At 65.4% G+C, this 25,626-nt stretch carries 17 protein-coding genes; 11 read left to right on the top strand and 6 right to left on the bottom strand.

Going from position 1 to position 25,626, the window contains the following annotated elements:
• Positions 1 to 36: 36 nt before the first annotated feature.
• Complete coding sequence (locus GobsT_RS09195) at positions 37 to 1,566, bottom strand: multiheme c-type cytochrome (RefSeq protein ID WP_010043179.1); 1,530 nt, start codon at positions 1,564 to 1,566, stop codon at positions 37 to 39.
• Between the two features lie 192 nt (positions 1,567 to 1,758).
• Between GobsT_RS09195 and GobsT_RS09190 the strand changes: the two genes are divergently transcribed.
• From GobsT_RS09190 to GobsT_RS09160, 7 genes are all read left to right on the top strand, one after another.
• Positions 1,759 to 2,640, top strand: a complete 882-nt coding sequence (locus GobsT_RS09190; RefSeq protein ID WP_010043181.1) for a hypothetical protein — start codon at positions 1,759 to 1,761, stop codon at positions 2,638 to 2,640.
• A 119-nt stretch (positions 2,641 to 2,759) separates the two neighbouring features.
• Complete coding sequence (locus GobsT_RS09185; protein ID WP_010043184.1) at positions 2,760 to 4,397, top strand: cytochrome c3 family protein; 1,638 nt, start codon at positions 2,760 to 2,762, stop codon at positions 4,395 to 4,397.
• Positions 4,398 to 4,518: 121 nt separating this feature from the next.
• Positions 4,519 to 6,579, top strand: a complete 2,061-nt coding sequence (locus GobsT_RS09180; RefSeq protein WP_010043186.1) for an NAD(P)H-dependent oxidoreductase subunit E — start codon at positions 4,519 to 4,521, stop codon at positions 6,577 to 6,579.
• A 99-nt stretch (positions 6,580 to 6,678) separates the two neighbouring features.
• Entirely contained in the window at positions 6,679 to 9,438 is a 2,760-nt protein-coding gene (locus GobsT_RS09175; protein WP_109571184.1) for a cyclic nucleotide-binding domain-containing protein, read from the top strand.
• A gap of 162 nt (positions 9,439 to 9,600) precedes the next feature.
• The gene (locus GobsT_RS09170) at positions 9,601 to 11,484 is read left to right on the top strand and encodes a serine/threonine-protein kinase (RefSeq protein WP_081472004.1); all 1,884 of its coding nucleotides are present in this window, start codon (positions 9,601 to 9,603) and stop codon (positions 11,482 to 11,484) included.
• A 432-nt stretch (positions 11,485 to 11,916) separates the two neighbouring features.
• Entirely contained in the window at positions 11,917 to 13,767 is a 1,851-nt protein-coding gene (locus GobsT_RS09165) for a WD40 repeat domain-containing protein (RefSeq protein ID WP_010050655.1), read from the top strand.
• A 122-nt stretch (positions 13,768 to 13,889) separates the two neighbouring features.
• Entirely contained in the window at positions 13,890 to 15,020 is a 1,131-nt protein-coding gene (locus tag GobsT_RS09160; protein WP_109571185.1) for a hypothetical protein, read from the top strand.
• Positions 15,021 to 15,098: 78 nt separating this feature from the next.
• Here GobsT_RS09160 and GobsT_RS09155 read toward each other — a convergent pair whose 3' ends face one another.
• Positions 15,099 to 15,983, bottom strand: a complete 885-nt coding sequence (locus tag GobsT_RS09155; protein ID WP_010052082.1) for a DUF3472 domain-containing protein — start codon at positions 15,981 to 15,983, stop codon at positions 15,099 to 15,101.
• Between the two features lie 91 nt (positions 15,984 to 16,074).
• Positions 16,075 to 16,500 (bottom strand): TIGR03067 domain-containing protein, encoded by a 426-nt coding sequence (locus tag GobsT_RS09150; RefSeq protein ID WP_010052084.1) that lies wholly within the window; start codon positions 16,498 to 16,500, stop codon positions 16,075 to 16,077.
• Positions 16,501 to 16,781: 281 nt separating this feature from the next.
• Between GobsT_RS09150 and GobsT_RS09145 the strand changes: the two genes are divergently transcribed.
• The gene (locus tag GobsT_RS09145; RefSeq protein WP_010052086.1) at positions 16,782 to 17,312 is read left to right on the top strand and encodes a hypothetical protein; all 531 of its coding nucleotides are present in this window, start codon (positions 16,782 to 16,784) and stop codon (positions 17,310 to 17,312) included.
• An 840-nt stretch (positions 17,313 to 18,152) separates the two neighbouring features.
• Here GobsT_RS09145 and GobsT_RS09140 read toward each other — a convergent pair.
• Positions 18,153 to 18,956, bottom strand: coding sequence for a ComEC/Rec2 family competence protein (locus GobsT_RS09140; RefSeq protein WP_157506551.1), 804 nt, complete (start codon positions 18,954 to 18,956; stop codon positions 18,153 to 18,155).
• A gap of 38 nt (positions 18,957 to 18,994) precedes the next feature.
• Between GobsT_RS09140 and GobsT_RS09135 the strand changes: the two genes are divergently transcribed.
• The 3 genes from GobsT_RS09135 (at position 18,995) to GobsT_RS09125 (ending at position 22,810) form a co-directional block, all read left to right on the top strand.
• Positions 18,995 to 20,620 carry a recombinase family protein gene (locus GobsT_RS09135; protein WP_071529239.1) on the top strand — a complete coding sequence of 542 codons (1,626 nt, stop codon included), beginning with the start codon at positions 18,995 to 18,997 and terminating at the stop codon, positions 20,618 to 20,620.
• Between the two features lie 455 nt (positions 20,621 to 21,075).
• Positions 21,076 to 21,345 carry a hypothetical protein gene (locus GobsT_RS09130; RefSeq protein WP_010035103.1) on the top strand — a complete coding sequence of 90 codons (270 nt, stop codon included), beginning with the start codon at positions 21,076 to 21,078 and terminating at the stop codon, positions 21,343 to 21,345.
• Between the two features lie 142 nt (positions 21,346 to 21,487).
• Positions 21,488 to 22,810, top strand: a complete 1,323-nt coding sequence (locus GobsT_RS09125) for a hypothetical protein (RefSeq protein WP_010035108.1) — start codon at positions 21,488 to 21,490, stop codon at positions 22,808 to 22,810.
• An 8-nt stretch (positions 22,811 to 22,818) separates the two neighbouring features.
• Here GobsT_RS09125 and GobsT_RS09120 read toward each other — a convergent pair whose 3' ends face one another.
• Together GobsT_RS09120 and GobsT_RS09115 are read right to left on the bottom strand one after the other, a co-directional pair.
• Complete coding sequence (locus tag GobsT_RS09120; protein WP_010035110.1) at positions 22,819 to 24,348, bottom strand: class I SAM-dependent methyltransferase; 1,530 nt, start codon at positions 24,346 to 24,348, stop codon at positions 22,819 to 22,821.
• Positions 24,345 to 25,301: a glycosyltransferase family 9 protein gene (locus GobsT_RS09115; protein WP_029600683.1), complete on the bottom strand. Its 957-nt coding sequence runs from the start codon at positions 25,299 to 25,301 to the stop codon at positions 24,345 to 24,347. Before GobsT_RS09115 ends, GobsT_RS09120 begins: the two co-directional genes overlap by 4 nt.
• Positions 25,302 to 25,626 lie beyond the last annotated feature (325 nt).

Here is a 25,626-nt window from a genome sequence, read left to right as displayed (position 1 = left end):
CGCATCCGTGCGGGGAATCCTTCGCGGGCCGCGCTCCTAGCGCAGCCCGGTGAACACGTCCTTGACCTTCAGCCAGTCTCGGGCGCGAAACGCGTCCACGCCGGTCCGGTACTTCTGCACGGTCCCGGCGGCGGGCGCGCCCCGGGCGTATTCCCGCGCCGCGAGCCCGAAGAACAGTTGTTCCGCGCTGTCCCACTCGGGCACAAGCGGCGCGCCCGCCGGGAACAGCCCGGGCGGCGGCCCCTTCGTACCCGCCGCCGCCTCGCGCCGGGCCGCCGCGAGCGCATCGGCGGTGGCGAGAGCCAGCCCCTTCGCATCCGGGGCCTTCGCGAAGCGGAGCACCTTGGGCCGGCCGTCGGGCCACGTCTGCCCGGTCTCCCCCTCCATCAGCCGCACCAGCGCCGCGACTTCAGAGGTCGCCCGGCGCGGCTGCGGCAGTCCTGGCGCGTGCGTCACGGGCCAGATCGTTTGCCACGGGGTCGAACCGATCGGGCGGCCGTCGAGGTATTCCGCGCTCTTGCGCCAGTGCCCGCCGTCCTCCTCGGGAGCGCGCAAGTTGTGGTGGCAAGCGGCACAGTTGAACTCGGCGAACTCGGGCCAGACCGTCCGGGCGTCGTTCGCCTCGGTCCGCTGCGCCCGGCTCCCCAGGAGCCGGCACGCGGTCTCCGCGTGGGCCAACCGCCCGACGTACCACACCTGCGACTCGTTCAGTTTGGCCGCGCCGCTCGTTCGTTCCTTCTCGTGCCAGTGTTTCGGGAGCCGGCGCTGGTACTCGGCGAAGTCGAAGTTCAGCCGCGGGTGCCCGGCCGCGATCATGTCGTGGTTCATGTCGCGCACCGGGTTGGAGCCGTCGGCCGGCGCCCCGACGTGGCACCCAGCGCAGGTCACCGCCCGTTCGCCCATGTCGTACAGCGGTTTTAATCCGGTCTCGCGGTACACCTGCGCCCGGTCGCCGGTCCACCCGGTGTGCGGTTGAATCCACTGTCCCGCGTTACCGTGGCACGCCTCACAGCTCACCCCCTGCTCGCGGAGCGCAACCACTTCAGTCGTCGCGGGGAGTTCCGCGAGCGTCGGGTTGGTGTGACACGCCAGGCACCGGGCGTCGTCGGTCGCCTTCACCCCCGGTCGGTACTTCGCCATGATCCGGGCCGCGGTCACCACCACGCTACGCCGCGGGCGGTCGGTCAGCAGGCTGTAGGCCGCCGTGTGCGGATCGGCTGCGGCCCAGCAGCTCCCCGAAGCGGCCCATGTGTCGGGGCCGCTCCGGCCGTTGAGCAGTTCACCGGCGGGCGCGCCGTGACACGCGGCGGCCATGCACCCGACCGCGCCGACCGGCCGGCGCTCGGTTGGCGCGTCGGAAGTCGGGTGGACCGGCTCGTACTTCGGAACCGTCACGGTGTCGGGTTTGACGGCCCGGGCCGCGCCGACCGCGACCGCGAGGCCGACCGCGGCCGCCACCAGTGTGACGAGAACTGTACGCGCGCTGAGATTCATTGTCAGCCGATAATAGTTGAGCGGGTGTTCAAAACGCGAGCCACGGGACGCGCCCGCCGGTGCGTCCCCCATGTTCAACATTTCCGGGCCGGACGGCAAGCGCCGTCCATCACGAATGCGCCTCACAAGGTCGCGCGCCGGCCGCGGGTGACGCCCCGGTGTCACCGGGGCCGAAGTTCCTGTTCGAAATAGTTGACCGCCCCGCGCACGAGGGGTACTATCCTCACCGTAACACGAAATACGGCGTCATGATCGGAGCCGCGAGTGCTTCTCGGTAAGACCAAGACCGTTCCGCGCCGGGTGTTCACCATCATCGGTGCCACCGTCGGGATCACGGTTGCCGTCACGGCCGTCGCCTGGGTCGGCGGGCTCCTCGGGCTGTGGGACTGGCCCCCGCAGCCCAGCAGCGGGTTCGGGGTGCTGTGCGGGGTCGCGGGCGGGATCATCATCGCGTTCGAAATGGCCCTGGTGTTCCGCAAAATGCTGCGCGGGCACCGGCTCGGCCGCACCCGCACCTGGATGCGGTTGCACATCTGGCTCGGGCTCCTGTGCCTGCCGGTGATTCTGATCCACGGCGGGTTCGGGTTCGGCGGCCCGCTCCCGGCGGCCACGATGGCGCTGTTCCTTGCGGTCATCGCGAGCGGCGTTTGGGGCCTGGTGATGCAGCAGTGGCTCCCCCAAAAGATGCTCGCAGACATCCCGGGCGAGTCGATCGCGTCGCAAATCGACCGGCTCGGCGAGTACCAGGCCGACGAGGCCCGGCAGCTCATCACCGCGCTCACCACGGTGCCCCCGGAGTCCGAATCCGACGAGCCGGTCATCAGCGGACCGCTGGCCGGCGAACTCGAGGCGTTCCGCGACGAGGTGCTGCTCCCTTATCTGGAACAAGGGCGGCAGTCGCGGTCGCCCCTGACCGCCCGCGCCGAGGCCGAGCGCCGGTTCGCCCGGCTCCGGGAGGCGGTCCCGCCGGACGCCCGCGGCGCGCTCGACAAGCTCCAGGGGCTCGCCGACCTGCGCCGCCGCTGGGACGACCAGCGGACCCTGCACGCGTGGCTGCACGGCTGGCTCCTGGTTCACATCCCGCTGTCGTGGGCCATGTTCTCGCTCATGGTCCTCCACGCGGTCCGGGCGCTGAAGTACTGGTAAGTTGTGTTGCATACTGCATTCGGCGGGCCACACGTTCTGCACCGGTGCGTGGTCACCCGCGTCGAACGTATGGCAGGCACCAGGTACGAGACACCGAGCACCAACCGTCGGGTTAAGAGATGCCCCGCTCCCCTAGTCGCGACCTGTCGGACCGGTACATCGGGCGGCGCGGGTACTTCCGCAGCCCCGACGTGTTCCGCCGCGCCCGCCGCGCCCTCACCGCCATTGCCCTCATCGGGGCCGGCGTCTGGGCGGCGGTCGATGTGGCCAAACCGGCCCAGCGGGTCCAGTACGCCCACTCGCACGGCCAACTCGCCGACGTCCACGCGGCGTTCGACAACAACTGCGAGGCGTGCCACAAGGCGCATAAGGTGAGTCTGAATCCGCTCGACGCCTTCCGGGCGCGGGACCGGTGGCACGATCTCACCTGCGAGAAGTGCCACGCGGGGCCGCCGCACCACGCCTCCTCCAATAAGGAGGCGCAGGCGTTCCACGACCGGTGCTCGAACTGCCACCACGACCATAACGGGCGGCTCAACTCGCTGGTCCGGCTTGCCGACAAGGACTGCAACTGGTGCCACGCCGAACTCAACCGGTACCACGATGCGGACCGGTCGCTCACCGCGGCCCGCGGCGAGCCGCCTTACGCGAACAAGGTGACCAACTTCGTGACCGACCACCCGGAGTTTCGGTCGCTTGACATCACCAAGAGCCCGCGGACACTCACGTTCAGCCACGCGGTCCACATGAGTCCGGGGCAGGCGTACAGCGCGGACGGGAAGGAAGCGATGACCGTCGCCCGGCTCCGTGAGCTGGGCGGTGCCGCGGCCGTCGCCCGCTTCGCCCCCGGCCAACCCGACAGCGCGAAGGTTCAGCTCGCGTGCGCGTCGTGCCACGCGCTCGACGCCGGCGCCGGCTCCCCGGAACTGGACAAGGTGAAGGCGACGTTGACGAAGGGCGCCCCGGCGGACGCGCTGTTCCCGCCGCGCGCGGAAGGTGCGTACTTCCTGCCGGTCAACTTCGAGGCGCACTGCCGGTCGTGCCACCCGCTAGCCGCCCCCGAGGCCGTCGCCGAGTCAGGGGGCAAGAAGTTCGCCGTGCCGCGGTTCGAGCTGGCGCACCGCAAGCAGCCCGCGGACCTCGCGGCCGAACTCAAGGCGGGCTACCTGAAGGGGCTGAGCGACGGCGGCCACCCCGCACTCGCCCGCCCGCCGGAACTGGGCGGGAAACTGGACCCGCAACAACCGCTCGCCCCGCCGACGCTGGGCCACACCGCCGAACGCCTCACCGCGGACGCGGAGGCTAACCTGTTCGGCAGCCGCGGGAGCTGCGCGAAGTGCCACACGGTGACCGCAGGCGCTGGCGGCGCGAGGACGAAAATCGCGGCGGTACCGGACCGCACCGTCTGGCTCCGGCACGCGACGTTCAACCACGCATCACACCGCGGGGCCACCTGCGCGACGTGCCACCCCGGCACCGCAGCCGCATACGTGTCGCCGGTCGAGGCGAACAAACCGGAGCCGGTCCAGATCCTCGGGCTGAACACGTGCCGGGCCTGTCACGCGCCGGTCGGCACTGTCGTCAAGCTGCCCGACGGCACCGACGTGGCGGGCGGCGGCGCCCGGCACAACTGCACCGACTGCCACCGGTACCACAACGGCGACAACCCGCTCCAGGGGCGTGGGGCCGCCGCCCGCGAAAGCGGAACGCCGCTGTCGCTCAAGCAGTGGCTCACGGGCAGCACCAAGCAAGAATGAGACCCGAGGGCACAGGGCAGACGACAGAAAACAGTAGCCAAAGAAAACACCTGTGCGTTCTGGCTCCTGACCGGCGTCCTCTGTCCCAGACCTCCGTCCTACGACCTCTCAAGGGTCAGCGATGATCGTTCAGCGGCTCCGCGACATCCAAAACCGGTTCGGCTTCCTCCCCGATAAGGAGCTGCGGGCGCTCGCGCACGAGATCAACGTGCCGCTGTACCGCATTGAGGAGGTCAGCAGCTTTTTCCCCGCGTTCAAGCTCGAACGCACCAACCCGCCCGAGATCGAGATGCGGGTGTGCCGCGACCTGACCTGCCACCACCGCGGGGCCGCGGCGCTGCTGGACGAGCGCACCGGGCTGCCGGTGCTCGCGGCCGAATTGTCCGAGGCGACCGGCAAGAGTGTGTGCGTCGAGGGCGTTTCGTGCCTGGGCCGGTGCGACCGCGCCCCGGCGGTGTGGGTCGAGAAGCGGCCCATGCCCGAACACGTTCACGCCTGGGTCTACGCCGGGCGCGACGGCGAGTTCCTCGAAGGGGTGCTGCGGGACCTCGCCGCGGACCGCGACCCGCCCGAGCCGGACACCGACGCGACTTACGAGCCGCACACCAACACCAACCGCGGTTACGCGATACCCAAGGGCGTGATCGCCGACCCGGAGCACCCGGCGCCGCGCACGGCGGGCTGGTCGCTGGACATCTACGGGCGCCAGGGCTGGCCCCGCGACTACCGCGCCGTCAAGCGGTTCACGGACTACCTGGCTCGGCTCATCCGGCCGCTCGTGCCGCCCCCGCGCGAGCTGGGCGGCAAGGACCTTGAGACCTACGTCCAGCGGTTCCACCCGCTGCTGTGGGAGCTCAAGACGGCGAACCTGCTCGGGATGGGCGGGGCCGGCGCGCCGGCGTACCAGAAGTGGCTCGACGTGTGGCAACAGCCGGGCAACGAGAAGTACATCGTCTGCAACGGCGACGAGAGCGAACCCGGCACCTTCAAGGACCGCGAGATCCTCCTGCGGATGCCGCACCTCGTGGTGGAGGGGGTCATCCTCGCCGGGCTCATGACCGGCGCCACCAGCGGGCACATCTACGTCCGCCACGAGTACTTCGAGCAGATCCACGCCCTAAAAGAAGAGATCAAACGCGCGCAAGAGCTCGGCGCGTGCGGCCCGAACATCTTCGGGTCGGGACGCAACTTCCCGGTCGAGGTGTTCGAGAGCCCGGGGGGGTACATTTGCGGCGAGCAGTCGGCCCTGATCGAGGCAATGGAGGACCGCCGCGGGCAACCGCGGAACCGGCCGCCGGAGCTGTCGGCCAACGGGTTCCGCGACAAGCCGACGGTGGTGAACAACGTCGAGACGCTGGCCTGGGCGCCGGGGATCATCCTGTTCGGCGGCGACAAGTACGAGATGGGCGGGTGGCGGCTGGCGACCGACCCGAAGATCAAGTTCGGCGGGCGGCGGCTGTTCTCGGTCAGCGGCGACGTGGCGCGCCCCGGGGTGTACGAGGTCGCGATCGGCCTCACCCTCGGCGAGCTGTTCAACGGGGACAAGTATTGCGGCGGGATCACCGGCCCGCTGCGGGCGGTGGCCGCGTCCGGCCCGTCCGGCGGGCTGGTCCCGGCGAAGCTGCCGGTCGATCCCAAGTTCGACGCCAAGAAGCGGGCGGACGCGGTCGCCCGCATCCGCGACCGCTCGGCGCAAGACGCGGACTTCATGGAGTGGTTCCTCAACACGCACCTGCCGCTCGGCGCGACCGAACTCGACGTGCTCAAGATCCCCCTTGACCTGAACTTTTTCCGGCACCTGAACGGCGCGCTGCGGCTCCCCGTGGAAGCGATGCTCGGCGCCGCCATCACAGTGTACGCGGGCGACGTGGACGTGCTCGACCAGGCGGTGAACTACACGCAGTTCTACCGAAACGAGTCGTGCGGGAAGTGCGTGCCGTGCCGGCTCGGGTCGCAGAAGCTGGTGCAGATCGGCGAGGGGCTGCTGAAGAGCCGCCGCGCGGGCCGGCTGCCGGCCGACGACCTGGCCGCGATCAAGAAGGACGTGAAAGAGATCACGAAGACGCTCCAGCTCACCTCGATCTGCGGCCTGGGGTACGTGGCCCCGATCCCGCTGGCGACGGCGCTCGAGTACTTCGTCGATGACGCACCCAAAGCGAACGGGCGGAAGCCCGCCGAATAGCGGGCCGGCACCGCTCCCCCCACGCAGCGCACGCATCGCCTCGTCGCCACAGGTCACGCCAGGGCTCGCGCCCTCGCTCGCCAGGACACGGGTTCCACCATGCCTGACATCGCCGATCCCGACATCTTCCTGGGCCGCGAAGAAGAGTCCCTCTTCGCCCGCGACGACAACGACGTGCTCGTGCGGCGCGAGAAAGAGACCCGCGACCGGTTCCGGGACCTCGTCACCGTCGTCATCGACGGGTTCCCGGTCGAGGTGCCCCGCGCGGTGCCCAAGACCGACGCGCAGGGGAACGTCGTCCGCGACGCCGACGGCAAGGAGATCCCGCGCACCACGACCATCTACGACGCCGCCGCGGCCCTCGTCGCCGCCGGGGCGTGGACGGAAGAGGAGCTGAAGGAGCGCATCCCGGTGCTGTGCCACCAGCGGCACGTCGCCCCGGTCGCGGTGTGCCGCATGTGCTCGGTCCACATCTCGAGCATGAAGCGCGGGAAGCTGACCCCCGGGCGCAAGCTGGTGCCCGCGTGCCAGCACCGCGTCGAAACCAATATGGTGGTCACCACCCGCGCCGGGCTCGACGGGTACAACCCGCAGAAGCGCGACGAGGCCACGGGCGACGAAAAGACCGCCAAGACCATCCGGGACGCGGCAGACAGCGTCAACCAGTCGGTCAAGCTGCTCGCCGAGTTCCTCGTCGCCGACTGCCTCCACGAGCCGCTCACCGAGACCAAGCGGTACGAGGACGAGCTGTCCACGGTGGCCCGGTCGCTGGAGGTGCTGGAGGCGCGGCCGAGCCTGCGCAAGCCCGCCGCCCTGCCGAGCCGCAACGCGGCCGAAGAGGCGATCCCCAAGTCCCGGCGCGTCAACCTGCCCCTCCTCCCCACCCTCCGCGAAAACGAGCTGACGGAAGAGGCGCCGGAGCTGCGCGACGCCTGGGAGGAGTGGAACGCGCAGATCGACAAGGACTACCCCTACTCGTCGCGCACGGTGGTGGTGGACCACGACCGGTGCATCGTGTGCGACCGGTGCGTGCGGGCGTGCTCCGAGGTGAAGCCGTTCAAGGTGATCGGCCACACCGGCAAGGGGTACGGCACCCGCATCAGCTTCGACCTCGACAGCGTCATGCGGGACAGCACCTGCGTGCAGTGCGGCGAGTGCATGAACAGTTGCCCCACCGGCGCGCTGTCGCTGCGCCGCCGCGTGCGGCCCCGGGCGTGGGGCGACGACTCGCCCGAGCAGGTGCCGGTGAACCCGAACACCCCGTTCCCGGAGGGGTCCGACTTCCTGACCGCCGACCAGATGCGGGACGTGTGGCTCCTGTACGAGAGCCCCACCCGCGGGGCGCGGGTCGTGTTCCCGTTCCGCTCCATCCCGTACTCGTACCTCAAGTGGAACGAGGGGGCCGTGCGCCGGTGGGAGATCCGCCCGGGCGACCGCAAGGTGCTGTGCGACGAGGGCGAGTACGGCAGCACCGCGTTCCTCCTGCAAGGGACCGGCACGTTCGAGATCTACGTCCGCGGGCCGGAGCCCGAGGTGCGGCTCGGGCTGCTCGGCAGCCTGTTCGGCGGGGCGAAGAAGAAAAAGAAGCGCGCGGCGGGCGACTACGGGGCGCTGGTGAAGGTGTCGTCCGGGGACGAGCTGGTGCTCGGCGAGATGACCTGTTTCACCCAGCGCCCGCGCACCGCGACCGTGGTCGCGGTCGCCGAGGACGACAGCCCCGAACTCACCCTGGGGTACGACGAGAACGGATGGCCCACCGTCGCGCGGAACCCGAAGAAGCGCGGCCCGGTGGTGGTGTACGAGATCACCCGCAACATGCTCGACATGATGCAGCGGTCGGCCTCGGCCCGCGAGGACATCCAGGAGATGTACACCCTGCGCGCGATCCAGACCGGCGTGCAGAACAGCCGCGTGTTCGAGGCGCTCGACAAGATGGAGCGGGAGCAGGCGGCGACGTTCCTGCTGAGCGAGGGGGTCACGTTCGCCCGGGTCGAGGCGGGCGAGGCGATCGTGTCCGAAGGGGACGTCGCGGCCGCGTTCTACATCATCCGGCTGGGCACCGTGCGGGTGTTCACCACGGCCGGCGGGGCCGAGCAGGTGCTGCGGCTGCTGTCCGCCGGCGACAGCTTCGGCGAGCGCGGGCTGCTGTCGGACCGCCCCGGGGTGCGCACCGCGACCGTCGCGGCGCTGGACCCGGTCGAGGTGGTGCGGGTCCCCGGCCCGGTGTTCCGCCGGCTGTGCGAGCGGTTCCCGAAGCTCAAAGAGCACATGGAAGAGGGGCCGCGCCGCGCGGTCCCGGGCGTCGCCAAGGACCCGCCCCCGGCGGTCCTCCGCGACTACGTCCGCCAGGGGCTCTACCAGGGGCAGCGGCTGCTGGTGCTCGACCTGAAGAGCTGCACCCGGTGCGACGAGTGTACCAAGGCGTGCGCCGACTCGCACGACGGTAACGCCCGGCTGCTCCGCGAGGGGCTGCGGTTCGGCGACTTCCTGGTCGCCACCTCGTGCCGCTCGTGCCAGAAGCCGTACTGCATGGAGGGGTGCCCGGTGGACGCGATCCACCGCCGCGGCGCGCACCTGGAGGTGGTGATCGAGAACCACTGCATCGGGTGCGGGCTGTGCGAGCGCAACTGCCCCTACGGTGCGATCCACATGACCGCCCGCGGCACCCCGAACCCGGCCGCGACCCAGCACCCCAGCGGCGACCCGCTCAAGATCGCCGCCCGGCGCGCCGTCAACTGCGACCTGTGCGGCGGCAACGAGCCGTTCTGCGTTCAAGCGTGCCCGCACGAAGCCGCGTACCGGATGAGCGGCCCGGGACTGCTTACCGAAGTGCTGCACCGGCTCGAAACCCACGACTAAACGACCGAACGGTGTGTGGGAAGTCTGAGCGGCGGCGCGGGGCGGGCGCGACATCATTTGTGTCGCGCCCGCCCCGCGCCGCCGCTCACGCTTCTGGCGCATCAGCAGGCGCCCCGCCCCGTTCGGTGCTAAACTACGCGCGTGCTTCTTTCTGGGCGCCACATGAATGATGAAACACGAACCGCATCGCCGTCGCCCCCCGATTTGACAACCGAAGGGGACACGCACCCGAGCGAAGCGTCTCTCGCGCACAGCGAGACGCTCGCACAGACGGCGGAACAGGCGCAGCGGGTCGCGCTCACGCTCACGGCGTCCGGCCCTCCCGGGTACGAGATCGTCGGCGAACTCGGGCGCGGCGGCATGGGCGTCGTGTACAAGGCCCGGCAGGTGAAACTGAACCGGGTGGTGGCGCTCAAGATGGTGCTGGCCGGCGCGCACGCGGACGCGCGCGAGGTCGCGCGGTTCCTCGGGGAAGCGCAAGCGGTGGCCGCGATCCGCCACCCCAACGTGATCCAGGTGTTCGACAGCGGTGAGGCCGACGGGCGCCCGTACCTCGCGATGGAGTGCCTGGAGGGCGGGAGCCTCGCGCAGCGGCTCCGCGCGTCCGGGAAAATGCGCCCCTGTGCCGCGGCCGAGTTGGTCGCGAAGGTCGCGCTCGGGGTGCAGGCCGCCCACGACCGCGGCATCGTCCACCGCGACCTGAAGCCCCACAACGTCCTGCTCGACGCCCCGGGTCCCGCCGCCGAACCGTGGGGCGAACCGAAGGTGATGGACTTCGGGCTCGCGAAGCGCGACGGCGCCGAACTCACCCGAACCGGGTCGGTGATGGGCACCCCCGCGTACATGTCGCCGGAGCAGGCGCGGGGCGAGACGAAGAGCATCGGCCCGGCGGCGGACGTCTACGCGCTCGGCGTCATCCTGTACGAGTGCCTCACCGGTTCGGTGCCGTTCACCGGTTCGGATGCGTGGTCCGTGATCCGTCAGGTGGTTAGCGACGAACCGGTGCCGGCGGCGCGGCGCGCCCCGGGCGTCCCCCGCGAACTCGACCTGATCTGCCGCAAGTGCCTCGCGAAGGACCCGGCGGAGCGGTACGCGAGCGCCGCGGACCTCGCCGCCGACCTGCGGCGGTACCTGGGCGGGGAGCCGCTCCTTGGTCCGCGCACCGGGCTGTGGTACACGGCCTGCAAGCAGTTCCGCCGCCGCTGGCGCCCCGCCCTGGCGGCGGGCGTTCTCCTCGGGTTGCTCGCCGTCGCGTGGCTCGCACCGTCGCCGGTGTGGCTGTTCCGCAAGAAGGACGACGCGGCCGTCGCACTCGTGCGCGACGAAGTCGCCAAGCAGGTCGATGCCCTCCGACTCGTGGAACCGCTCCCGGACCGGACCTCGCCGCACCCCGTCACCGTACTACCGAACCTGCCCGACGCGGACGCGTCGCACTTCGAGGTGCGCCGGGACGAGCGGATCGTGGACATGCGCGGGTGGCGCGCGGTCCCTCCGGGCTCGACCGCGGAATCCTCGATCGTGTACTTCACCCGGCGCGAGGTGAAGAAGATCGCCCCCGTGAACGAGTTGCGCGTCGAGACCCGCACCACCGGACGGGACGTCGTCAACCGAGCCGGCCGGCCGAACGCCGACAAGGCCCGCGCGTTCAGTGCGGAGCGCCCCGGGTTCGTGGGGCAACAGGCAATGAAAGTGCGGCAACTGGTGTTCGACGTGTCCGACATCCCGGTGGGGCACGAGTTCACGCTCCGCTATTCGAGCACCTACTGGAACTCGCTCCAAGCGCCCGACGAGCAGTGGTTCGGAGCGGTCGGCTACGAGGGCTCGGTCAAGACCTCCATGTTGATCCTGTTCCCCGAGGACCGGCCGTTCAAGACCCACCAGTTCCGGTACGCACCGACTCGAGCAGACGACCCCAAAACGCGCGAGGAGCCGCGCCCGTACACCGGACCGCTGCTCACGTTCGCGGCCGACGACGGGAGCTGGATTTACTGGGAGATCCCGAACCCGGAAGCGAACCACGTGTACCGCGTCGACTGGACGTGGTAATCGGTTTCAAACGGGCGACCGCGGTGCAACGTCCAGATCACACCCGTTTGCCGTAATACGGCTGGTACCGGAACCGCGTGAGTGCCGTAAAAGCGGCACATTTGCAATAACCGTCGTCGGAATGAAACCCGGCCCGCACCGTAAATGAGCTTTCCGCGCTGCCGATTTGCTTTCCGGTCCAGCAAAGCCATACTTGGCGAAACTCACGTGGCTTGCGGCTCGCGCAGCCCAAATCCTCTGGATTTCTGTTGTTGGCGCAGAATATTTTAAATGCGACAATAATTCCGAATTGGTCAACTGTTCCCGGCACGCCGAATTTTCTGCCCGGCGCCCCTGTTTTTCTCGCCTCAACGGAAACACTGTTCTAGAGTTGAAACGCCCGTTCCGCGCGCCCACCGCGCGAACACCGAGACCGCACGACGAAGGGCTTTCATGTCCACACCCGTGACCACTCCACGCGAAGACGCAACACCCATCTACCCGTTGCCACTTGTAACCCGGGTGTTCGGCGAGCCGAGGTTCCACACCGACGGCGACATCGCGGGGCTCACCTTCGACGCCGAGGGGCGTCTGTTTTCGATCGACGAGTCGGGCGTGCTGCGGCACTGGGCCCCCGACGGGCGGCTGTTGGCCCGGCACTTCCTGAGCGACCTCGAGACGCTGTGGTGCTTCGGCCCCGGGGGGAAGCGGCTCGCCAGCGGTAACGACGACCTGCTCATCTGGGACACCGGCACCGGACAGCTCCTGAGCCGGATCGAGCAGCCGGCCGGTTCGGCGTGGCTCACCGCGCTGGCGTTCAGCGCCGACGGGGCGGTCGTGGCCAGCGGCCACGACGACGGGAAGCTCCGGTTCTGGGACGCCACGAGCTTCGCACTCGTGGGCGAGGTGCAGGCGCACCCGCGCAAAGCGATTTCCGCGCTCGCGTTCTCGCCGAACGGGAAGTTCGTCGCGACCGCCGGCGAGGACCTCACCGTCCGGGTGTGGGACGCGGCCACGCGCCGCCCGGTCGCCGAACTCAAGAGCCACACGGACCGCATCCCGGCGCTGGTGTGGTCGCCGGACTCGGCCCTGCTGGTCTCCGCCGGCTGGGACACGTCCGCGCGGGTGTGGCGGCCGCCGCACCCGGACCCGCTCATGCTGCTCAACAGCCACGCCGACCAGGTGGTGACGGCCGCGTTCAGCCCGGACGGCCGGTACCTCGCCTGCGCCGACTCGGACTTCGACATCCACCTGTGGGTGGACGCCGAGGGCGCCGCCCGCGGCCCGGTGCTGCGGGGCCACAACGAAGAGGTCCGGTGCCTGTGCTTCAGCCCGGACGGGACGAAGCTCGCCAGCGCCGGCGCGGACCGCGTGGTTCACGTGTGGGACGTGCGCGCCGGGAAGCTGATCGCCGGCCCGAACCCGCGCGGCCGGCACTCGATCGCGGTGCTCCCCGGCGCCCCGCTCCGGCTCGCCAGTTCCGGCGCGCAGAACGTGCGCGTGTGGGACGTGGAGAGCGGCGACGAGGTGGCCCCCACCAACCTGTGTCCGGCGTTCTCCGTGGCCGCCTCGCCGGACGGGAAGTGGCTCGGGATCGGCGGCACCGACTACTTCTCGCAGCTCTGGAACGCGGCCGACGGGAGCCTCGCGCACTCGCTCGAAGCGACCAAGCCGCCGGTCGGGTTCGTGACCTTCAGCCCCGACTCGAAGACGCTCGCTCACACCAGCCCGGCCGACGGCCTGGTGTGGCTGTGGGCGTGCGAGACCGGCCAGCCCGACATGATCATCGTGGAGGCCGCGGACGCCTGCACCCTGGAGACGATCGCGTTCCACCCGGACGGGAAGCGGGTCGCGTGCGGGGGCGCCGACTACATGCGCACCGGCGAGCGCGACGGCGCGGTGTGCGTGTGGGACGTGACCACGAAGGAAAAGCTGTACACGATCGATGTCGGGGTGACGGCGCTGGCGTTCGACCCGCAAGGCAAGTACCTCGCCGGCGCCGGGCTCGAAGACGCCGTCTACGTGTGGGACGCCGAGACCCAGGCGACGGTGTTCGTGTTCGGCGGGCACCAGGGCACCATCAGCGCCGTGTGCTTCGACCCGACCGGCAGCTACCTGCTCAGCGGCGGGGACGACGGCATCGTGCGGTGCTGGGACGTGCTCAGCGGCCGGCTGCTCGTGGCCCGCGGGTTCGACGGGCCGGTCCAGTCGCTCGCGTTCGGCCCGGACGGCAAGTCCCTGTTCTGCGGCAACAGCAACACCACCTGCTACCAGATCGAGTTCAAGAAGTTCCTGGAAGAGTAACGCCACGCCCGAATGCCCGAACGCTCGAACATTTTCACGGCGGCGCCAACGGGGCGCCGGGGTCCGCGTTGTGCATCGGCCCCCGGCGCCCCGTTGGCGCCGCCCCACGCGCGAGTCCCGCCATGCCCGTGTGCCGGAACTGGCTCCTCATTTCGGTCTGTGTTCTTACCCCTGTTTCCCCACTGGCCGCATCCGAACCGAACGAGCGTGCCCTCCTGGACGAAGTCCGCGACCGCCACCGCGCGGCCCGCGACGCGATCCGCACCGTAAGCTACACGGAACGGTATTACACGTTGAAATGGGAGGCCCTTCGCTACAAGTACGAAGACGATCGAATGCCGCCCGTGGGCATGGGTCATGTCAGTTTCGCCACCGGCCCGACGCAGTTCTGGCGCACGCCCGACGCCTGGAGGCAGCGCACCCTCATGTCGGACATGGCGATGTTTGACCAGCTCTCTCGCTTCGGGTACTTATTGAACGTGTCAATGCCGGCCGAGCCGAGCGATTATCAAAAGCCAACCGTCTCCGCTCATTGGCGATGTATGTCGGACCCCATCGGCCCCCTGTTCGATTACACGTCTCGCGACGGAGGGTCGCTCCCTTTTCACGCGTTACTGGGACAGCCCCACGAAATCATTTCGATCAGACGCCTCCCGACGCAGCCAGGCGAGGCTGCGGAAATCCACGTGGTGCTGAAGCACGACAGTAGTGTCAACGAGTTCTGGTTCAGCCCGAACCACAACTACCTGATTCGGAAGCACACCGAGTACCCCCACGATCAGTCCCACCACCATCACGAGCACGAGGTGACGGCGTTTGCCGAACCCAAGCCGGGCCAGTTCTACCCGGCGCGAGTCGAACACCGGTCGTTCGAAAACGGAGAACTCAAGGAGCACCGGGTCACGGTACTGTCCGAGATCCGCGTCAACGAGCCCATACCGCAAGAAGCGTTCCGCATCCCCGGGCTCGAAGGGCAATGGTGCGACGACCACGACTGCAACGTCCGGTACCGAGTCGACGCGGACGGGTTCCGAACCGGCTCCGCTCAGCCCATCCCCAATCCCGTTCCTGTGCCGGAGCCGTCGCTCGTAAAACCTGGGGTTTCCAAGCCCCCACCCGCACGAGACGAGAGCGGATCACCAACCGTCTGGCTCGGCACCGCGATCGCCGTTCTGGCCGTACTGCTTTGCACCGCCGTGTTCGAAATCCGCCGGCTCCGGGGGCAGTTGCGCAAACACACCGCCCCGCAATAGTAGTCGCATGCCCGGACCAACGAGGCGAGCCGGGGGAACACTTCCGGCTCACCGCTGCTGATCCGCACGGGGCAGGTCTCATTCGAACTTCGGCAGGTCCGCGGGCGGTTTGGCGCCCGACTTTTCCTTGTCCCGCGTGATGGAATCCCGCAACTTCGTGGTCTTGTTCTCGATGTCGCCGCCGGTGGTGAGGAAGTAGCGCCCGTCCGCGGCGCCGGCATCAATGTTGGTGACCGGATTGGCGTCCGCGGTGAAGCGGGCCTTGTCCAACGGCACCCATTCGCCCTTCGCCGGTTTGATCCAGCCGTTCCCGAAACTCGCGCGGCGCTCCTTCGTCGTGGAAACCTTGTTCCGGCGGAAGTCTTCCACGAACGAGTAGCACCCCTTGAGCAAGTCGCCTTTCGTGAGGGTCGAGAACGTCACGAGGTGTTTCCACTGCCCCTTCGCGGGGGAACCACCCGAGCCCCCGGCCGTTTTTTCCGGAACGAAGAAGTAGCCGCTGTACGCGGTGCGCGCGTCGCCGTCGGGCTTGGCGGTCACGAGGAAGCGATAGGTCTCGCCGATCTTCCAGTCGTAATCGAAAAACGACTGCCCGCCGGTACCTTCGCCCCCGAACCGCCCGACGCGGACGGCGGCGTCCTTGTGGAGCATCTTCACCCGCTTCGACTCGTCCACCTTCTTGGGGTCGTCGCCAGTGGTCGGGTCCCACACGGAGAACAGCACAAGCTTCTTGCCGTTCGCGAGTTCCTGAATGCCGAAGTACCCTTTGCCCCATCCCGCGGCCATGAAGTACGTGCCTTCGGCGGACTTCTCCACCGTCAGCTCGTTGTAAAACGCCACGCCCTCCGGCGCCGGGTAGCCGAGGTGAACCGAGCGGCACGCGATGCCCTTCAGCTTCTCGTCCGCGGGGGTGGAACAGACGGCGAGCGCGAGTAGCGCGACAGCGACCAGTAGAGAACGCATCACAACAGTCCCGGAAGGGAAAGGGCGCGGTGAGCAGAACTGCCGACAGCACTATCTGCCGGCAGATGGCAGTGAGTGTACGAACGCGGCGTTACTTCGCCTTTTCCTTCTTCAGCTCGAAGTAGTAGCCGGCCTTACCGTCGAACTCCTTCGGGCGCTTCTCCTTGTCGAGCGAGTACGCGACCTTGAGCGTGTCGCCCTTCAGTTCGACGATGCCCACGGCCTTCGTGCCCTTGGTGCCTTCGGGGCCTTCGAGGATCTCCATGTCGATCTGCGCCGGGTTCGCCTTGGCGTCGAGTTTGTACCCCATCACGAATTTGACCTCGCCGCCCTTGATGGTGAACTTGTCGGCGGTGACGGTGTACTGGGCCTTCTTGGCGGTCTCGTCCACGTCGGCGCCGTTCTTCTTGCCCGCCACCAGCGTGTAGGTGCCGGCCAGGTCCAGTTTCTCGTCGGCCGCCGGCGCGGTCAGGGCCGAACATGCGACCAACCCAATCACCAGTGCGAACGTCTTCATCCGGAGCCTCGTTTCGGGTGCGCGCCGCGGTCCCGGACCGTCCAGAACGCGGCGCGACGTGATTATATGTTCACGTTTTCGGCACGCCAACGAGCGGGTTTCGTTTCCCGAGATGAGAGTTGCATGAAAGCGCGTGTGGGGTTATACTGACTTCGGTTCGCTCATCGCCACATCGCTCGGGCTTCGCCTTCGCCCAGTTTCGCCCCTGTCGCCACATTCACAAGGTTGCTCCGCTCTGCGGCTCTCTGCCGCGCGGACCGGCCGGGCCACGGGAGAATCGAATGCACCTGACCCACGCGGAACACGAACTGGAACTCGACCTCGGGCCGGTAACGGTGAGTTGCACGGCGGACGAACTCGCGGCGGCACTCACGGGACTGGTGCGTGAGATGCGAGCCGCGGCGCCATTCATACGCCCCGACGAGCGGGACACCCTGCGCGCCATCATGGACCACGCCGGCGTCCCGACGGTGGGAGAAATGTTCCCCGACTTCGCACGCGACTCGGACGCGCACACCACGCTGCGCAAGTTGCGGACGGCACAGTTCATCCGGCCGCAGGACCGCGACCGGTGGGCGGTGGAGGAGCACATTGAGGTGAAACCGTTCGCGCGGCTGCTGTGGGAACGGCTCGGCGAGGCGCACCTCTTCGGCGATCTGAGCGAACCGGTCGAAGAAATCGACCTGGCGCTGCCGGGTGTCAACGACTCCGAACCGGCTCCCGAAGAGAAGCAAAAGGGCAAACCGGACGGCGAGGAGTGGAACGAAGCCGACGTACTCGACTTCCTCAGCGACGACGACACGAAGGACTAACTCGACCGACGTGTGTTCCATTGCTTCTCCAGCAGCTACTGGTTGATCGGGTAGTCGTGGCACCGACAGCGATCGGTGCCACGACTACCCGATCGGACTTGCCGCGCCACCTGTACGGCAGATGTCACGAGGCCAGTTTCCCGTTTTCAAACTCGTAGCCCGAGAAGCGAGTTCGAGCAAGAAAAGCTCGTAAGCAATTAAATTACAACACTTTACAGAGCAACACCGGGCGGCACCGCAACCCGATCGCTGTTACTTCCGAGAGCCGTTTCCAAGGCTTGAGACGGGCAATTCGTTGGTAGCAACTACCCTGCGAAGTGGCAGCGAACGGGTAGTCGGACGGCAGCGGATGTCCAGTCGACGCACCAGCGATTGCATCGGTGTCCGGCTGTAACGGGGGTTACAGCACCGCCCCCAAACGGAACACATGAACTCCCCTTCCCGGCTGTTTCGGTCGCTCACATCGTCGCGGGTGTAACCGGCGTACGCGGCTTGTAGCGGATTAGAGCGGCACGGCCTCTGATGCTTCATTGTGCGTAACGCTCCAGCGTGTCGGTGTTCGGTGTATCGGTGCTTCTCCGGACCCGGGCGAAGCAAACAGAATAAGAACGGGGGGCGGAATGGGCGGATAGCCGTGGCGCCGTTTCGGCTCGTGCAGTCCACGTGCTCACGGAGACAGATTTTGACAGGATTAACAGGATTTACCGGATGAAGACAGATTGATTCAAAATCCTGTTTATCCTGTCGATCCTGTCAAAATCTCCTCGGTTCCTCCATCGCGCTTGGGCGCCCCTAGGAGCGGGAATAATTCCGCCGCGCGTTCTGAACGACGTTGCGTCGCTACTCCCCGCGCCCGACCACCTGGCGCGCGCCGGTGCGGAACGCGTCCGCGACCATCCCGGTGCGGTGGCTCCGCACCGTCACTCCCCCGGCCGATGGCGTGTCCCACACCGTCGCCCCGCGGTAGCTCCGGGGCAGGTGATCCGTCGCGGTCCCGGCCCGCTGGCTCGATACCACCAACTTCGGACGCGCCCACGCCGCCATCACACCCGGTTCCGGCGCGCCCGCCACGCCACGCGGCGCGTTCGCACTCTTCGCCCCGTGGTGCGGGGCCAGCATCACGTCCACCGGCGCAATCGCCCGCGCCGTCACCCGCGCCTGCCCCTCCCCTTCCAGATCGCCCGTCAGCAGCACCGTGTGCGCGCCGTGACGCACGAGCAGCACCAGACTTCGCACGTTCTCGTTCCCCTCCAGGCCGACGGGCGGCGGGTGCAACACCTCCAGCGCGACATCTCCCGCGACGAACCGCTGCCCCGCGGCCGCGAACCCGCGCGGGACGTTGTGCCGGTCCAGCGCGGCTAGCACGGCTTCCACGCCGGGGCTATTCTTGTCCGGGAACGTCGGCGTCATCGTCACCTGAGCCACGTGGAACCGCCGGAGCAGTTCCGGCACCCCGTTGAAGTGGTCCAGGTCGGCGTGCGACAAGAACACTTCGTCGATCCGCGTCACCCCGCGGCTCCACAGGTACGGCGCCACCACCCGGCGCACCGCGTCCGGGCCGGCGGTGGTGCCGGTGTCGTACAGCAGCACCCGGCCGTCCGGCGCCTCGATCACCACGCACCCGCCAACACTTTTGACAACCACATGAAATGCTTTAAAATCAGGGCAATCGAGGGGAAACCATGAACCCGACCACACCGAACCGCCCCGCCTACAGCTACCTACGGTTCAGCACCCCAGAGCAAGAAAAGGGTGACAGCCAGCGACGGCAAACGGAAGGCACGGTACGAATCTGCCGGGAAAAAGGGTGGGTACTCCAAACGAAAACGTACCGGGACTGCGGGGTATCTGCCTTTCGTGGCCGAAACCGCACCAAAGGCGATTTGTCCGCATTTCTCGCAGCCCTCGAAGCGAGACAACTGGAACCGAACCCGGTGTTAATTCTGGAGGACTTGGACCGGCTCTCCCGTGACAAAATCATGGCCAGCGTGGACGTGGCGAGAAAAATACTTGAACAGGGCTGTGACCTGTTCAGCGTCATCGAGTACCGGCTTTACACGAAAGACAGCTTGAACGATCCGATGGGGCTGATGGGTTTGATTTGGCGGTTTTATTTGGCCCACGAAGAGTCACAGAAAAAGGCGGTTCGGTCCCGGGAAAACTGGACGGAGAAACACCGCCAAGCCGCAGAAGGGAAGGTTTTCAGCAAAATCTGCCCGGGGTGGCTGAAGGTGGTGGATCAAAAGAAGAAGAACAACCGGGTGACCGGCGGCCGGTTCGAAGAAATTCCGGAGCGTGTGGAGCTGGTGCGGAAGCTGTTCCGCTGGTGCATCGAAGGGCACGGGCTGCAATCGATAATGCGGCGATTGCTCGAAGAGAAGGTACCGCCGTTCAGGAGCGGGTGGGCACAAAAATACATCTGGGACATTCTCAGGGACCGCCGAGTCCTGGGGGAACTGCCGACCCAGATACACGGCGAGAAGGTCAAGCCCGGTCCGGCCATCCCCGGATATTACCCGCCGATTATCGATGAGAAAACGTATCGGGCTGCACAAGACGCAATGAAGCTCCGGTCGGGCAAACAAGGGCGGAAGGGCGATTTCGTGAACCTGTTCACGGGGTTGGTTCGCTACCCAGAACATGATTGCAATATGGTTTTCATATCTAAGCCGAAGACGAACAAATCGGGAAAGCACAACTATCGGTATCTCGTCTCGTATCTGGGCTGGAAGAAAGAGCACCCCTACGTAGCGGTGCGGTACGAACGGTTCGAAAGCGTGGTGCTGCACTGGCTGTACGAATTGAAGGCAAGCGACCTTCTACCGCAAGAGAACCAAGAAGACGGTATCGAGACGCTCAAAGCTCAGAGGAAATTTCTCGAAGAGCGGATCAAGAATATCGCTGACCAGCTCGACCAGCTTGGGGCAGAGGTGCCAGCGGTCATGGCGAAGTTAGCCGAAATGCAGGTCGAGAAAACCCGGCTGACGAACGAAATCGAAGAGAAATCACGCCAGCAAACGAGGCCGAACATCGAGGACACGAAAGCCCTAGTTGACCTGATGAAAAGCAAATCCGGCTCCGAACTCAAAGAACTCAGGGAGCAGGTACGGCAACGGCTATTAATGCACCTGGAAAAGATCGAAGTGAGCGTCGAGGACAAGCGGGTGTTTCTGACAATCCGGCTGCACTCCGGGACGGTGCGAAAGGTGTGGTACGACACAGCGAAGGACGAACAAGGCGTGTGGGGTACCGAAGTGCCACTAACCGACATGGCACACATGGCCAAGTCCGCAAAGAAAAAGAAATAAGTGGCAACACAGATTGCTATGAAAAGCTCCCCTTGCGGCTGCGGCTGGTGCATGAAAAGATGGACGCTGTTAGCCCCCCAATCCAACTCTTCGGAGATGAGCTATGCTGTGCTCAGGTTGCGGGGGTACGCTCGTGAATGCGGCGACTACTCCAGGTGCGTTTGACTGGCGGTGTGAAAACCTCTGGTGCGTCAGGCACGTGAGCCATCAGGATTACCGCTGCCGAATTTGCGGCGGTCGTCCTGCACGAATCACGAGCGTCAATATGCACGGTGCCGATTTCATTTGCACGAATGGCCACGAATCGTAGCGTTAACTACTAGTCGAATATCCCACCGCTCTCCAACCCCGGACCCAAAGCACCCGGGGTTCCTTTTTTGGCACAACGCACATTTGAATTGTCGCAATTCGTGAGAGAATGACTCCGGCTTCGAAATCCGAACGGAGGTACGCCCATGCTAGAAGGTGACGTAGAGAAGTTTCTACGGTGGAACAACGAAGGTAAGCGGAAATTGTGGTACGGAACGCTCATGAAACGGAGCAATCCAGAAGAGTATCCGGGCAACGAATCCGAGCTTTACCAAGGCGGGAAACGGGTGAGCATTGAGGAGATGGAGGAACGGGCCGACGAATGGCTGGAGCAAAACGGCCGAACCATGACAGCCCAGGAGCGTGAACAACTGGTGCTGGAGACAATCCGCAGGGTGTTGGATGGGCACGAGTAACCCGGACAAAAGTAATTAGCCCTACCCCGGACACAAAAGGCACCCGGGGCTTTTTTTTGCACCTCGCACCCCGCATCGCAGAAAATTGCAAACGTTCGCCAGCGAACCAAAAATTGGACAGCGAACCTCAAGAGGGGACGCAATGGCCAGCAAATCGAGGCTGGGGCGGTGGGCACGGCTCTGGATGCACGTGACGGGTACGTGGCTGCGGGCCTCGAAACCAACTGAATGGATCAGCAGCCTGACTACAGCCGCTGGGGTTAGTGCAACAATTATCGCTGGGTACATGCTGTATTCGACCGGCGTCATTGACAGCAAAAAGAGCGAACTGGAGGCAAAAAAAAGCGAAGTCGCCATGCAGGTAATGAAACTGGAAGGCGACCAGAAAGAGCTAGTGGTGAAACGAGACGCTATCAATGCCGAGATCAACCAGTTGAAGTGGGTTTTGAAGGAAAAGGAAGCTGACTTGGCCCAAACCGCCAAGAATCTCGGGGCTGCACAAACGGAGGTGAGTGAGAAGCGAAAGCTTGCGGCCGGGTTTGCGTTAAAGCTAGCTGGTGCCGAACAGGAACTGGACAAGGCGAATAAGCGACTTGAAGCATTCGCTCGTCATGAGAGAGCGGTTGCTTTCCTGGCCGGTCTCGGCCGGACGACAAACCACCGGGTCGGTTGTGACATCGACATTGACCCGACGACACAGAAGGTGAGTGTCACAGTTCGGACCTACTCGAACGAGCGTGACAATGGGGGGTACGGGCCGGCATGGCAGAATCCGCCGCTCAAATTGGAAGAGTCAGCACCAATCGTGGAGGCCGTTTCGAGCATTAGGAATCTGGTCAGTCTTGATATTGTGGGAGTTGCCCTTGAACCGTCCGACTTGCAAGTTATTAGCCAAATTCACGGCCTCACGAGTCTGAGCTTGCCCAACTGTTTGCTGAGCGATGCAAAGATTCGCAGCCTGAAGGTCAACGGCGTCAAGAGGCTCAACCTGTCGAAGAACAACCTGACCGTTCTCCCACAAATAAGTGACGCCGCAAAAATTGACTTTCTTGATGTTTCTCACACGGCGGTTGATGACGGGTCTTTAGCCTCATTCCTTGACGGTGCCGTAAGCCTCGGGGTGTTCGTGGCCGATCGGACGGCCGTCACCGACGTGTCCCTCCGGCGGATCAAAACCCTTCGGTACGCAGGGCTGCTCGGAACAAAGGTGACGACCCAAGGCGTGTGTGACCTACTCACGGCGACGGAGCCATCGCAGGTGAGAGTACTTCTAGACAAGACGATCGAAAGAATATACAGAAACCATCTTGTTAAGAATAAGCTTTCAAGCGAAATATTGATGGCAGTAGGAACATATGGCGATCTGTGTGGGCCTGACAAAGAAAAATTCTACAGGCCAGATGGAGAATTCATCATCACCATTAAGGCCGTCGAGGTAGCTCCGCTGCCCCGGGTCAAGCAGTAAGCCGCTCGTCACGTCTTTCCCGGTCCTATAACGAGGAATGTCTGGTACCCGCTGGCCGCCACCTTCCACCCCTGGCCGAGTAGGTAGGGCACGCCGAGGCCGCCCTTGCCGGTCCACCGCCCGCTCTGCCAAACAGTGTCGTCGAACCCTACGATTGAACCGTCGTGGAAGTGCGGTTCGGCCGCCTTCGCCTCGGCCAGTCCGTGGGAAGCGTGTTCAGCGTGTTCGCAATCCATCGAATCAAGGAACAACACGTCGATCTTCCCGCCGTATCCCTTCAAAAATTGCACCGAATCCGACTCGACCACCGAAACCCGTTCGCCCCACGGACGACAAAGCTCCCGAGCCGTCGCACAATTCCCGCCGTCAACGTCCGTCGAAGTCAGTTGCCCCGCATTCCGGCCGTCCAAATAGCACCCGAATAAGTACGTACTGTAGCCCGCCGACCAATCCTCCCGGCTTCGAATACTACCGGTTTCAACAATTTGCGGGTTCGGAAAACGGCCAAGCTCTCGAAACAACCAGTCCATCGTGTTGTTCCGGTCTGCCAACGCCGAGGTGCCAGTACTCGCTTTCAACCAGTCTCGGACCATTTGTTGAAGCATCACGTCCCGGCCCAACGGAAGTCCGTAACGAGGTCCGGTTAGCATCCGTAAAGCGTGAGTGGCGATGTCCGAAGCAGACGGCAAAGCTCCGCCGTATTCCACCACACTCCACCGCTTTCGCCGGGCCTGGTTCACCGGTTTGTACGAATTCGCATTCCGGGTCATGACGACGTTTTTCAGCGTTGGCCGGGGCAACGTCACGCACGATGGGTAAAAGTGGTGAAACACGCCCAAAGCCGGAGTTCGAGTCATTGCGGCCAGGTGGTACGGGCCGGAATCGATGCCGATCAGGAGGTCCGACGCACTCAACAGGGCTGCTGTTTGCAGAACGGAAATGTGGCCCCAGTCCCGCTTCACGTGACGAATACGACCATGCGGCGGCCGGGGCACCCGGTTGTCCCAGTCCATCAGAACCAACGACCCCGGCATCCCGTCAAGGAGCAATGAGTACACCTCGGAAATCGCCTTATCCGGAATTGTTTTCTCGCCCTGAAAGTTCGTGCCTTTACTGTGAATACAGACGATCGGTCGGGGCAGGCCGTCAAGGAATCGATCCACCTCGGCCCGCACTTCCGGCGTGATGAGCTTGTCGAAACTGTCTTCCAGGTTCACTTGGCACAGTTCGTCCCAAAGCTCATCGGGTTCGCCGATGTGCGGAAGGCCGTCCCGGTTCAAATTCAAGAAGGTCTTGTTGCCGCTGCCGTCCTGTTCTGGTTTCGGGGAATTGAAGCCCGGGTAGTACTTCCACGGATTGTGCTTAAGCGTCTGCTGGTGCCCGATCCCGGCGGCCTGGAACACGTGTTCTTTGTTCGGTTCCCAGTGGCACCGAACGTCGTACCCCCGCCGTTTGTACAACTGGAGCAGCGTGACGTACTGCACACAATCTCCGAGGCCGTGGTCGAAGAACTGAACCAGCTTTTTCCCGTCGCTCATCTGCCTCCCAGTTGCTGATCAATGGCCCGAATTACGCCGGCGGCACCAATCATATCTAGGCATTTCGGCACCGCTTCACCGTCGTCCTGGATCACCGGCAGCGAACAAAGCGACAGGTCATTTCGATTTCCGTCCTTCAGCGGCACCGTCCTCGACTTCCAGCACGCTCTCGATGTGCGGCAACAGTCCAACGCCCCCATCGTGTGCAGATACTGAGTCGTGGAATACGCCGCCCATGACGGCTCCTCCCGGCCCCCGGCCAGGCACACATAAGGCACCTCGAACGCAGCGGCCGTGTGCATCAAAAACGAAACCGGACCGCACGCCACCGTCGAATACCGAACCAGCCGAAAGAACTCACGGAATGTCGTTTTGCCGATCAGGTTCAGCACTCCCTCCAGAGGGCGATGGATGTGGTGCGGATTCGCTTCTCCCACCTGAACGAATTGAAGCCGCCCCCGGAAATAATCCACCACCTCCTGCCAAATTGCCGTGCTAGCGAACTTGGCCGTGTAGTCTAGTTTGTGCCCGGCATTGATGACGCAGTACGGGACATCGGTCCGAACAGCGTCCAGCGGCTTTTGTTCGTCGGGGGCTAGGTACAGGTGCGGCCGGTTCACTGCCAAAGGCACTGGACGGCCGATCAAATTCGACAGATATTCGCAGAAGGCGTGCATGAAATGGACGTGCCGAGTGCCGCACTCGTGAATGGCCGGATATTCCATTTCCAAAATTGCACACTGGTACGCCGGGGTGTCGGTAACTCCGGGGTTGTGCCACCAAATTTCAGGTGCGGTCGTCTGGACCGATACGAGATATTCCCCCGGGTAAGCTCGGTGCAAGCTTTCGACGGCTGCTGTGAGGACCAGCACGTCACCCGGACACTGCCCCTGACGGAGGTGAAGACGATACGGAGGAGCTGCTTGCTTCTCTAGCGGTACGCCGTTGCCCATGTTCTCCTTTACAACCGCACCCCGACGCCGGACCGTCTCGTCCGGGTCGAACCCCCTCCTTGGCCGAGGCCGCTTGTCGCCGCCACAACCGCCGGTACCCCTCTTCAATGTCGGGGGCTAAGCCGCTGGTGCCATCCCAGATGTCGAGCATTCGGCCCGTCAGTTCACGTTTTAATTCATCAATCCACATGCAGTATTAAGAGTTCTGCCGTCCAGATTTACGCCGTGATGTCGATGGTTTGAGGCGTGCCGCCGCAGCACGAACCCGGCCCCGGTGTGTAAACGATTTGAGCGTGAAACGGGCTGGTCGAGAAAATCGTCACGC

The organism is Gemmata obscuriglobus, assembly GCF_008065095.1.
In the GTDB taxonomy this organism is placed as follows: Bacteria; Planctomycetota; Planctomycetia; order Gemmatales; family Gemmataceae; genus Gemmata; species Gemmata obscuriglobus.
Note: the sequence above shows the minus strand (reverse complement) of the source record. Positions and strands in the feature narration are given on the sequence as shown.